The organism is Sphingomonas sp. DC1600-2 (assembly GCF_049897605.1).
In the GTDB taxonomy this organism is placed as follows: domain Bacteria; phylum Pseudomonadota; class Alphaproteobacteria; order Sphingomonadales; family Sphingomonadaceae; genus Sphingomonas.
Genome location: NZ_JAFCWO010000016.1, coordinates 19,143 through 30,517, shown reverse-complemented (window position 1 = coordinate 30,517; position 11,375 = coordinate 19,143). Strand labels below are relative to the sequence as shown.

General features: G+C 57.8%; 10 protein-coding genes. 2 read left to right on the top strand and 8 right to left on the bottom strand.

What is annotated here, in order from left to right; all coding sequences use genetic code 11:
- The first annotated feature begins 384 nt into the window (after nucleotides 1–384).
- Complete coding sequence (locus tag ACP7BL_RS16350; RefSeq protein ID WP_221885193.1) at nucleotides 385–564, top strand: transposase; 180 nt, start codon at nucleotides 385–387, stop codon at nucleotides 562–564.
- 79 nt (nucleotides 565–643) lie between these two features.
- Here the strand turns inward: ACP7BL_RS16350 and ACP7BL_RS16345 are convergent, their stop codons facing one another.
- From ACP7BL_RS16345 to ACP7BL_RS16330, 4 genes are all read right to left on the bottom strand, one after another.
- Complete coding sequence (locus ACP7BL_RS16345) at nucleotides 644–1,813, bottom strand: hypothetical protein (protein WP_299111197.1); 1,170 nt, start codon at nucleotides 1,811–1,813, stop codon at nucleotides 644–646.
- A 62-nt stretch (nucleotides 1,814–1,875) separates the two neighbouring features.
- Nucleotides 1,876–4,095, bottom strand: coding sequence for a GumC family protein (locus ACP7BL_RS16340; protein ID WP_221885192.1), 2,220 nt, complete (start codon nucleotides 4,093–4,095; stop codon nucleotides 1,876–1,878).
- Nucleotides 4,096–4,108: 13 nt separating this feature from the next.
- On the bottom strand, nucleotides 4,109–4,657 hold the full coding sequence (locus ACP7BL_RS16335; RefSeq protein WP_426258822.1) for a polysaccharide biosynthesis/export family protein: 549 nt from the start codon (nucleotides 4,655–4,657) through the stop codon (nucleotides 4,109–4,111).
- Nucleotides 4,658–4,859: 202 nt separating this feature from the next.
- Nucleotides 4,860–6,113 (bottom strand): O-antigen ligase family protein, encoded by a 1,254-nt coding sequence (locus tag ACP7BL_RS16330; RefSeq protein WP_426258821.1) that lies wholly within the window; start codon nucleotides 6,111–6,113, stop codon nucleotides 4,860–4,862.
- On the opposite strand from ACP7BL_RS16330, the gene ACP7BL_RS16325 reads away from it, so the two are divergent.
- A complete protein-coding gene (locus ACP7BL_RS16325; RefSeq protein ID WP_426258820.1) occupies nucleotides 6,082–6,750 on the top strand; it encodes a hypothetical protein in 669 nt (222 codons plus the stop codon). The two genes, ACP7BL_RS16330 and ACP7BL_RS16325, sit on opposite strands and share 32 nt — an antisense overlap.
- Before the next feature lie 71 nt (nucleotides 6,751–6,821).
- Here ACP7BL_RS16325 and ACP7BL_RS16320 read toward each other — a convergent pair whose 3' ends face one another.
- The 4 genes from ACP7BL_RS16320 to ACP7BL_RS16305 are packed head-to-tail and all read right to left on the bottom strand — an operon-like array spanning nucleotide 6,822 to nucleotide 11,372.
- Nucleotides 6,822–8,183, bottom strand: coding sequence for a hypothetical protein (locus ACP7BL_RS16320; protein WP_426258819.1), 1,362 nt, complete (start codon nucleotides 8,181–8,183; stop codon nucleotides 6,822–6,824).
- Between the two features lie 38 nt (nucleotides 8,184–8,221).
- Nucleotides 8,222–9,289 carry a glycosyltransferase family 4 protein gene (locus ACP7BL_RS16315; protein WP_185867732.1) on the bottom strand — a complete coding sequence of 356 codons (1,068 nt, stop codon included), beginning with the start codon at nucleotides 9,287–9,289 and terminating at the stop codon, nucleotides 8,222–8,224.
- 38 nt (nucleotides 9,290–9,327) lie between these two features.
- Nucleotides 9,328–10,404, bottom strand: a complete 1,077-nt coding sequence (locus ACP7BL_RS16310; protein WP_299111181.1) for an EpsG family protein — start codon at nucleotides 10,402–10,404, stop codon at nucleotides 9,328–9,330.
- Nucleotides 10,371–11,372: a glycosyltransferase family 2 protein gene (locus tag ACP7BL_RS16305; protein WP_426258818.1), complete on the bottom strand. Its 1,002-nt coding sequence runs from the start codon at nucleotides 11,370–11,372 to the stop codon at nucleotides 10,371–10,373. The genes ACP7BL_RS16310 and ACP7BL_RS16305 overlap by 34 nt, the downstream gene beginning before the upstream one ends.
- Nucleotides 11,373–11,375: the final 3 nt, after the last annotated feature.

The window sequence follows — 11,375 nt, the reverse complement described above, 5'->3', positions numbered from 1 at the left end:
CACTGGTCGCCACCAGCCGGACCGCCTCGTCCTCGAATTCCTTTGTAAACCGTCGTTGCTTCGTCATCGAGTTTGCCTTTCACCTCAGGAAAACTCTCCACTTTTCTGAAGCAAGTCCACAGTGCCCCTTGTCTTCATCAGGGCAAGCCACGGCCGGCCAGCAGGTATCTAAAGTGAGGTTGTCGAGGCAACACTTTAACACTTTGGAGGCCAACCGACCATGACCAGCATCTCCCACGCGCCTCCGCCGCAAAGCGTGAGGCGTGAACCGCCCCCGTTCAGGGGGGCAATTTTGGAAGCCGATCAGCCCCGAACGGGGTCAATATTGCAGACCGACTCACAAACGAAAGATCGAGGCGGTCATTCCTGGGCGGTCACCGCCGCGTGAAAATCGAACATGATCGGGCGCTCTGCAAGCAGCGCAATCGCATCGAGCGCGTGTTCGGACAGCTCAAGATCAACCGCGCCATCCCCATCCGATATGACCAACTGGCCAACAGCTTCCTCGGAACACTCCATCTCGCCACCGCCAGATATTGGCTGAAATTTGTCCACGCCGCCTAAAGAAAGAAGGGGAATTTCACATATTTCTTATATTGAAAACAATATAATTTTGCCATAAAATTCTAAAGTTTTATTAATTTTACTTCTGAGGTGATCGTAGTTGAGCTTGATCAATTTGGCCTGAAACTCCTGACACCGCGTCCGATGGACGCGCAAACAACGATAGATTTTGCACTGGGCAATCGTGTGGAACGTTAAACTCCCCGCCAAATGCGCTCCCGGCTGCGGTTGAATTCCCGACGATCACACGTCCCAACTCGTGGCCGTTACGGCAGCTAAGAACCCAATACGGTAGGGAATCTTTACTTTGCATAATGCCGCTGCCATGCCCCTCAAAGCGATAGGTGCCGGGCGGCAAGACCTGCATTTGCTGCAGGAGTAGTCCTCCGGTAGCCGTCGGCACGGAGAAGTCGAAGGCTCCATTTTCCAGCGATGTCGCTACCTTCCCGTCGTTAACGGGAACCCAATCGAACAACGAAGGCGTGGCGAGACGTGCAGCGAAATGGGGATCGCGCGAAGTCTTGCGATCGGCACCTCGGCGCACCTGCTCATAAAAGTGCCAGGCGTCCTCAAAAGCATCCGCTTTGCTCAAGTTATTGACGGCACCTGCAACGGCGCGGTCGGGCAATGGCATCCTCGCCTGGCGCATTTCCTCGAAAAATTGAGCGGTTGCGTGTGGTTCCCCCCCAGTATCTGCCAAGTAGGAAATAAAATCTGGCCCCCACTGCGGCGCGGACTCCTGACGCAATGTCAGAATGACATTTGTGCGGATCGCCGGTTGCTCAAATCCGCCTGCAAGGATTGGGAAAAGCAAGTCTGATGAGACGGGAGTCGTTCTTAAGGCGATGTCGTAATGATGGAGCGCGGCGGGGATGTCGTCCCGCGCCACAGCATCCTCAATCGCCCAGAGCTGGGTGCTAATGTCGCGTCGCGAAAGGTGTTGTGCATAGCTGAACAGCCGACGAGCTTGCGCGGTATCACCGCGCAAACCGGCTTGTAAGCCGAGCGTAGCTATCGCCGACACTGCCGTGGCGTCCTGCCGCAGCGCCGCTTGTGCCAGCCGGGCGGAGCGAGCATTTTGATCGGGACTAGGTCGCTCCGCAAACAATTTCTGCGCAAGTGCGGCGGTAATTTGCCCATCACCCATGTCAAGCAAGTGCGCCCGTGTCGGGTCCGTTATAACCAGGACGTCGGCGATACTATGCGTTACACTGCAATACCCTAATAAGGCAGCAATCACGGCCAGCACGCACCGTGCTATCCAAGCCTTTGCGCTATGACGCATCCATTCCATGCGATGCGTCATAGCGATCAGGCAATCTTTTCATCGCGTTCGGTGCGACCATAGCGGTAGCCATAATCATACCCATAACCATAATGAGCCTTGCGGACATCAAACTTGGTCAGCACTCCGCCAATGACTCGGGCATGCGCGCTGGCCAGGCGGCTAAGCGCCGTCTTGACCAAGGTAGCGCGGATACCGTGCGATTCGACGACGAAAATAACCCCTTCCACCCGGCTCGCGATTAGAGGCGCGTCCGCCAGCCCCATGACGGGCGGTGCATCGATCACGACATGATCAAAAGTCTCAAGCAAACGTTCGATCAGCAATGGCAAGCGCTTCCCGGTAAGGAGTTCTGCGGCATTTGGCGGGATCGGGCCTGACGACATCGCGGTGAATCCGAGTTCACCCATTTCGAAGGTCAATGCAGCGATGTTATCTTGACCGGTCAGGAAGTTGCTCAAGCCCCTGTTATGGTCAACGTCCCCCAACTGATGGACGGATGGCGAACGCATGTCGCCATCGACCAGAATGACCTTGCGCTGTCCACGTGCGAGAGTGGTTGCAAGCGCCAGGGCAGTTGTCGACTTACCTTCAGCTGGTCTGGTGGAGGTGACCATGAAGGACCGCGGCACGCCATGTTCCGTGGTGAACGCAAGGGTCGTCTGCACGGCGAGATAAGCTTCGACCAGATCCGATTTGCGATCCTTGAGTGCCTCTTTCGGTGTTTGTCCATGGACCTGCGGAACCGAACCCAACAGCGGCAGACCAAGTGAGCGCTCGACCTCAGCCGGATCGGCAATCGCCTCGTCGATTTGCTCGAGCGCCAGCGCCAGCGCGGTGCCGACAACCAACCCGCCGAGGATGGCAATGGCAAGGTTCAACAACAGGATCGGGCTCGATGGCTTTTGTGGCACATCCGCCGGATCGACGATCGAAATGTTGTTGACGCCAACGCCGCCAGCGACACCGATTTCCTTGAAGCGCTGCAGCAGGCCGTCATAGAGCGCGCGGTTGGTATCGACCTCTTGCTGGTAGATATTGTATTGGATCGAACGCCGACGGAGATCGAGATACCCCGATTTAAGCTGAACAACCTTAGCCTGGAGCTGTTGCTCGCGCTGCAACGCTTCGCGATAATCGGCCTCAAGCGATCCGGTGATGCGGCTCTCTTCGCGCGAAATCGAGCGGTCAAGCTGATCGATCTGGGATTGGATAGCCTTAGCCGCTGGATACCCTGGCTCGAACTTGACCATCAATTGCTGGTACTCAGCGGCAAGCTCGGCGCGATGCTGGCGTAGATTGTTGATCGCCTGGTTGCGCAGCGCCTCGGTCGAAGCACCCGAACGCCCAACTTGCTGAAAGCGCGCCTGGGCCTGAACGCGATCGACGGTTGCCTGGCTGAGCGCGGTGTTCAGCGTGGCCAGGTCATCCGCCACGATCGAGCGCTCCGACGTGCTTTTCCCGTCACCAGAGCCGCTTTGCGCAGGCAAATTGATGATTTGTTGCGCCGAGGCATAAGCGACGAGTTGCCGCTGCGATTCATCGAGCCGTTGTTTATATTCGGACAATTGCCCTTGAAGGAGGTTTCGGCCGTAGGACGTCGCCTGGACTTTGCGTTCCAAATTGGTTTGGATGAAATTTTCAGCCCAGGCATTGGCCACCTTGGCCGAAAATGCGGCATCTGGGCTAACAAAGTGTAGACTGACCAGTCGCGATAGCCGGGTCGGATCGACGCTCAGGTATTTTTTTAGGATTATACCGGCTTCACGCTGGCGAACCGGTCTGCCTGATGCCGGGTAGTGACCATTGATCTTGTCGAACGCTGTATTGTTACGCGGTTCACCGAACATAGCGAAAAATTTCGGATCATCGACCAGCCGTAATTGTAAGGCAACGCGTTCCGCCAGCGACCGCGATTGCAGCAAGCCGTACTGCGTCTGGTAAAATTCTTGATCGGCGACCGTTGCGTCGCGCTGCACGCCTTGAAAATCCGTGACCTTGTCAGATTCACGTGAAATTTCGATGATCGTAGTGGCGGTATATTTCGGGGTCATCAACAATGTGACGATGAGCCCGAGAAGCGCGCTCGCTAGGACTATCCCGATGATCAGATAGCGCCAACGCATCGCGATACGCAGGTATTGCCGCAAGATCGGTGCTTGTTGCCGTCCAGCATCAAGGGGGCCGACCAGTGCTGTTCCGGGAATAGGCGCAACGTCGTGGGCCTGAGCAGACATCATATCCATGAAACTCTTAACCTTATCTGACAAGCGCGATGAGCGGGGCAGATAGTAGTGGTGACACGGAAATCAGATCGCGGAACAGGCGGCGCTGTGACGAATCTCCCACCACGATCACGTCGTTGGCATAGATGGGCGGGTCATCATATCCGCCGCGCCGGATCGCGGTCAGATTGTAAAGGCCCGCCATCTTGTTGCCGTTCACCGTGCGCAGGATGACCACGTCGTCGATCTTGGCGAATTCCGTCAAACCCTTGGCGGAGGCGATCGCACGCACCAACGTCATTTGGTTGGTCACGGGATAGAGGCCGGGCTCCACGACTTGGCCGTCAATCGTAACGACCTGGCTGACCGAGCTCTTGATGTTGACGGTCACGTCAGGATTGCGAATGTAGCGGCCACGCAGCGCCGCCTCGAGCGTATTGGCCAATTCAGTTGCCGTCTTGCCGCGCGCATCGACTGTTCCGATGAGCGGCATCGCGATACGGCCGCTCGCATCGACCTGCATCTCCCGGCTCAATTCTGGTACGTTGAATACATCGACCTGTATGGTGTCCAAAGGTCCAATCAGCGAAGGTCGATCGTTTACGACAAGATCAGCTCGGTCCGGCGCGGGAAGCCCCTTTTCGGTGTCAACGACCGTAAGCCGCGGTGAGGATTGTAATACCTCACGTCCCCCGCATGCCGATAACGCAAGTGCAATGATTAAGGAGGCACATAATTTACGCATTATCGCTGGGAAATCCCAATCAAGAGAGCAGGTCACCCGCCTATAGGTGCTGACCCCTGCGCGGTAAAGTCGTGACTTCCGCCGTCGCGTTTAACCATATGCCAGCGATGACCGTGACCGCCATAATAAGGGGCACGCGAGCCGGATAGTCGAAGAGGCTGGCAATCATGACAAGAAAAATTGTTGCCGAACCAAGCCGCGGGAGTGCGTAGGCCCGTCCCATGCCGATGGTCCAAACGGTCATGCTGGCTCGCCCCCACCAAACAAGAGCTGAAAGCACGAGTACCGCGCCCAGCAGTCCGGTGTCGAGCACTATCTCCAGATAGTCGTTATGGGCATGATTGAAATAGGTTGGTGCCAGCAGCGCAAAGGGTTCGTGTATCCGGAATATCGGGTCAAAACCGCCAAGGCCTGATCCGAACGGAAAATATGTCTTTATCATCGAGAGGACGGTCGGCAGGCCACGCGTCCTCATGTCCTGCCCCGCATCTAGCGCGAAAGCGCGATTAATCGAGACCGCACGATCGGCCATCACACTGAGCGACACGAAGGCAATAATGATCACAGCAAAAGCCGCGACCAAAGTGGGATAAACCCAGCGCGGATAAAATGCTAACGCCTTGCGGATTCTGTGTCCTGATAGAATTACCCCAAGCAACAACGCGACCACACCCAATCCTAGCCCCGCACGCGAGCCGCTGCCGAGGATAGTCAAGAACAGCAGCAGCAGCAAACCAACCACGGCCGGCAGTCGCCAATATGCCAGTCGTTCGCCCGCCAGCCCCCAAGTCGGTGCCAACAAGCAGCCAATGGCCATCAACAAAGAAAAATGGTTTCGATTGGCGAAGGTCCCGCTGATTTCCCCAGGTGAATCATTGACGAAGGGATTATCGTAAATGATCCCTGAAAATTGCACCAATCCGACGAGCATTGTCGCAATAACCACGCACAGCAACATGCCCGGCAAGCGCCTACGTTCGTCATCGTTCAGGCTCGACGCCAGCAACCATGTCGCAACCGGCACAATCAGCGATGCCAGTGCATTCAACGTCGCACCTGGAACAATCGACAATGGCCGCCACGGCTGCGCCTGTCCGCTCAGCGTCGCGGCTTGGATAAACACGTCGCGCCCCGGAAGCCGTTGCCATAGTTCTGGAGGTAGCGGCACGAGCTGGATGGTTGGCAACGCAATGGTAAAGAGCAACAGCAATGCGACTGGATCCGTCCGCACGCGAGGCAAGCGCGGCCCCATTAATAGCAGGATGATCACCGCCAGCCAGGCGACACAGCGCACGACCACCTGCCCGAGCACGTCTGGGCGCGATGCACCACCCGCCATCCATAGCGCGGCCAGCAACACCGCCAAAAGCGCAAAAGGCACGCTCGGCAACGGGATCGACTTCGGTAATCGCCCTTGGGACGTGGCAGACATCGGTAACACCCTCGCTAATCTCTTTATTGGAGAGGATTTAGCAGCTAAAATCACGCACCATCCTCTGGACGGATCACGCCACCCCGACCACTTTTTTCTGCAAAGTAACCCAATCGACGATCGTGCTGGCAGGCGTAAACTCCGCCACCAATTCCTGCAACAGGGTGCGTGCAGGCTCGACCTGGCCGGTCGCGATCAAATGTTTCAGCCGACAGAGATCACCGCGCAGGCGATCTCAAGGCAATCTGTGTTCGGCCGCCATCATGATACGCGGGTGGGGCGTCGGCTGGGGATCGTCGCCGATCAGCAGTTCTTCATAGAGTTTTTCACCGGGCCGCATCCCAACCACTTCGATTTCGATGTCGCCGTCGGGCGTTTCCGGCGATTTTACAGAAAAGCCGCACAGTTCGATCATGTTGCGCGCAAGATCGATAATAATAGGGGATCTTTCTACCCATTACGCCAATCGGTACACGGAATTCCTGAAACTACCCCATGACGAACCTGGGCCATAGCGCTTCCCTCCATTCCAACGAAAGGATCACACCATCAAACCGTGGGATCAAACACCTAAAGCTGCGGCAGCCTTTGGCTCGATGACAACAGATTATCGGTGATCCGTGTCGTGCCAGCGAGATAATCAGTGCAGCGTTCCACCGTCACCAGCCCGCGTGCCGTTTCGTTGTTGCGCAGGTCGTTGCCGACGAGCGCCAGACGCCGGATCCGACCCGGTCCAAGAAAGATCGGAGCGGAGCCGGGACGGCCGTTGCCACTGCGTGTGAACCGGCTTCCCTCCACACGAACATTATCGCCCTTGTAGAGCGCCAGCGCGATGCCCTCGCGCCACCCGCATCCGCTGAACTGATCCGCCACGCTGGCGTCCATCACGCCGCCTGACGGCATGGCAAAACCCAGGAAACTACGACTGCTGTAGCCCGTCCAGCTATTTTGGCGGATCGTGATGCCCTTACCCGAGAAAATGTGAAAGCCACCATAGCCGCCTTCGCCGATATTGCGTTCGATCACGCACTGCATGTATGCCATGGTGTCATCGGGCGGGCGATTGATCGAGATTGTCACATCCCCGCCTGTGCCGCGATAGCCGCGAAACCGGTTGTCGGCGATCAGGACGTCATGCGGTGGTGCGACCACATCGGGCACCATGATAGCAACCTGTCCATAATTGCCACCACAATCCTGGAAGTCACAATCAAGTACGCGCAACCGCTCCAGGCGATAGAAGCGGTAAGGTTCGGGTTCGAAATCGATAGGTCCCGGCATGTTTGGTCGAGTACACCGGAGAAAGCGACAGCGCTGGATCGTGATGTCGCTGCCGCCTGTCACCGAAATGGCATTGCGATTGTCGTTATTTACGCCGTCAAAGAGACAGTCGCTCACGATCACGTCACGGATGATGCGCGGCTCGCGTGTCACCCGCTGCTTCTCGGCACCCAAGAACAGCCCGTCGCTGGTGAAACCGGCAATCTCAACCCGGTCGATACGTACGCCCGCCACACCCGACAGCCAGATAAGATTCCAGTGCTCGACGAATCCGGTTTGCTTGACCCGGCCCTCGACTCGCAGATCCCGAATTATGATATCGGTCAGTGGCTGTTGCACGGTGTCGCTCATCGCCACGATAGCGGTACGGGTTCGTGCATCGGCTACTCGCAACACCGATGTGGCACCATCCCCCGATAGGCGCGTACCTGAACGAAGCGCCAATTCCCGCAGCAAATATGCCCCGTCCCGATCCGAGCCGCGGCCTGCCGGAAAGTGCACCGGACGGCCGGTCGCGATGGCGCGTTGCGCCGCAGCCGTATCGTCCCGGTCACCTGATACGCGAAAGTCAGGAACGGCAACACTTCCCGTGGGCGTGCTGCACGCTCCCATAGCTGGCATGATGCCACCGATTGCGGTTAAGCCGGCCACGACCCCGCGCCGGGTCCAGCACCGCTCCGCGCTGGTCATCACGTCGTCCGCTCTGCAGCTGCGTGCAGCGCGTTCAGAACCACGGGTTCCTGTGACGCGAGCGAATAATGCGCCACGACTTTAGCCCGGCCGTTGGCACCCATGCGCGCACGCATGCTTGGGTTCCGCGACAGCGTCTGAAGCGCGGTGATCCAGTCCGCGAGATTGTGTGCGGCAAAACCCTCGTCAGATGTCACCAAGGTCGCGTTGACACCGACCGGAGATGCTATGACCGGCAAGCCACAGGCCATATATTGAATGAGCTTGTAGCCGCACTTGCCGCGTTCCCAGCGATCATCCGGCACAGGCATCAGTCCCACGTCCATTGATTGGATTGCGGGCACCTCGCCTTCCTGCGTCCAGTCTACAACGTCTACCCCCGCGATCCCTCGTGCCGCGACACCGGCACCAACGACCAGAAAGCGCGCACCCATCTGCGCCAAGGCTGGAAGTAACGTTGGGAGAAGCGGCTCGACATAACGCCACGTAGAAGGCGAGCCGATCCAGCCAACGGTGAACGGCTGATTGCTCGCCCGAACGGTGACTGGACAAAAGTGATCGGTGTCGACCACGGTCGGCACCACGATGCCCCGCCCACCTGCGGCCGTGACATAATCTTGCAGATAGGCGTTGCCACACAGGCAAACGGCGGCACGCCGCATCAATGGCTTCAGCTTTCCGCCAAGCAGACGCCGCACGATGGCCGAGCGATGCGCATCGTACATGTGGAAAACCGCATCATCGAGATCGTATACAACGGGCGTGCGCGACAAGACGGGCAACAGCCCATCCAGCAGCGGCAGATAAGGAAGCAGGTCATACTGCACCCACACGGTATCATAGTGGCCGACCGTGAGCAGATCTCCCAGGCGCCGAATATAGGAACGTGCAACGCCGGTACGCGACTTGGGCTGGCCGCTCATCAGCGCATCGAGATAGTTGTTGTCCAACAGTGGCCGCAGGTTCAGATCGACGCCATGACGCGCCAGAAAGGGCTCATATTGCAGCATCCGCTGGCGCGTACTCGCCGCGCGAGTGCCGTATTTGGCGAGGGCCAGCACCCGCATGGGCGGGCTGCGAGAAGCAGCGGGTTCATGCCTTAAGGTCATGTAAAGATGATACCGCCAGCGACCCACAGATAACCGAGCAACGCGGTCAACAACACAACAAAGCCGAAGCCCGGCAGATCACGCCATCCCAGCCGGCTGCGACATGCCAGGAAGATCACGGCAAGAAACAGCACCTCCTTACTACGCTGTGCGATCACCGGCGCTTCCGGCAACAGGGCAATTGGCAGAAGACTTGCTAGAGTCAGGGTCAGGAACAGACCATGATACCTACTTCGTGATTGGTAACCGGCCACGAAGTAACAACCCAAGGCAGCGATCAGCAGTAGGTTATTGAACGACAAAAGGCTAACGCCTTCGATCTTTGTCGTGTTATCGAGATAGGCGGCGCTCAACGGGTTGAGTGCCCCGAGCATGTCCTGAAGCAGGAAGCGAAAACGTTCTAGGACCGTGGCACTGGCCAGCAGCACACCAAGCAGGATCGGCACGATTCGACGATCGCGGAAAACCAGCCCTCCTATGCCGACCAGCGCGAGAAGAATGCTCGAATAGTGAAAGCAGAATGCCAGCACGAACAGCAACCCTGCCCATGCGTAACGCCGGGTAAGCAGCAAGTGGATCGCCCAATAACCCATCGATAGCGACACAGCCGCGCGATACTGCGTATATTCGTGAATTGGGTAGAACAGCACGACGTATATCAAAACGGCCAGCAGCGGATGGCTGAGATACTTACGAAATAGCAAGAACTTCACGGCCAGTGAGAATGCGGCCATGCTGGAAATCAGCACGCCCAGACTGACGCCAAGCCAATTGCGATAAACCCATGCCAAAAGGTGGAAACCCGGCTCGAACCGAGTGTCCATGAATGACAGCGTGTAGGGAATGGATTCATAGTAGAGGAGATATTCTACATAATCGCTGCTGTAGCCGAATTGCAGCCGACCGGCCGCAAGCGCCAGCAGCGCCCACACCAGCACCATGATGCCATCGGCGAGCGGCCGTGTGCTGATCTGTTCGCCGATCTCGGTCGCGTCGCCCACATTGACTGGCAGGATTTTAGGCGAGGGAGGCGCAATGATCACGCGGCCGGCTTCCCACGTGTCGGCGCGCACCGCAACATCTGCCTTGCCGTGCGGTGCCACAGCAGCACAAAACCACGCAGTGTATCGCGCGCTTCACTTCCCGAGCGATGCGCTGCGGCGCGCGCCAACCGCGGCACTAGCCCACCAAACAGCGTCGCCGCCGCCACTGCTGTTGCCGATGCCCTACCGAAATGCTTGAATGCGTAAGCGATGCGACTTTCGAGCACATAGGCCAATCGCTGCGGTTTCACTTGGTCCGACGTCCCACCGCCACGATGCATCGCCACTGCTTCCGCCAGGTAGAAAATGCTGTACCCCGCCGCATGAACTCGAGCGGAGAGATCAAGGTCCTCCAGATAGACGAAGAACCGCTCGTCAAATCCACCGAGCTGCTCAAACAGGTCTCGCCGGATGAGATAAAAGGCACCAATAACATGATCGACCGGCCTGCTAGAAAGATGGTCAAAGTCGGTCGCGTGCAGCGTGGTAACACGCGAGGGCAACAATGCTGTCAATCCTGACGCTGCAGCCAGAAACATGCCGGGCGTCGGAAAGTTTGCACAATGCCGCTGCACCGTGCCGTCATCTTCAATCAGCTTGATACCACAAACCCCAACCCTGGCATTTTCGGGCCGCTCCATGAAGCCGATGGCCGTCGATAACGTCTCCGGCAACAGCGCAGCGTCTGGATTGAGGAACAGGATATACGGTGCCTGTCCGCGCCGCACACCGATGTTGCACGCCGCCCCGAACCCCAGATTGGTGCCGGTGCGCACGATCTCCAGCGGCACGCCAGACACCTCCAAGCGGTCCGATCCATCGACAGAACCATTGTCGACCACCACTACCTTACTGACATGCCCAGCCTGATGATCGCGCACGGATTCCACACAGCGCCGCAACAGATCTCCCGCGTTCCAATTGACGATTACCACATCGGCGGTCGCCGCAGCGCGAGCCGGAGAATGGGTTGCTGGTTCAGCGACGCGATCGGTCATCAC

What these genes read in the sequence shown, in the direction of transcription:
- ACP7BL_RS16305 (WP_426258818.1), bottom strand. Translation starts at nt 11,372, where the DNA reads ATGACCGATCGCGTCGCTGAACCAGCAACCCATTCTCCGGCTCGCGCT.
- ACP7BL_RS16340 (WP_221885192.1), bottom strand. Translation starts at nt 4,095, where the DNA reads ATGGATATGATGTCTGCTCAGGCCCACGACGTTGCGCCTATTCCCGGA.
- ACP7BL_RS16315 (WP_185867732.1), bottom strand. Translation starts at nt 9,289, where the DNA reads ATGCGGGTGCTGGCCCTCGCCAAATACGGCACTCGCGCGGCGAGTACG.
- ACP7BL_RS16325 (WP_426258820.1), top strand. Translation starts at nt 6,082, where the DNA reads ATGATCACCGCCAGCCAGGCGACACAGCGCACGACCACCTGCCCGAGC.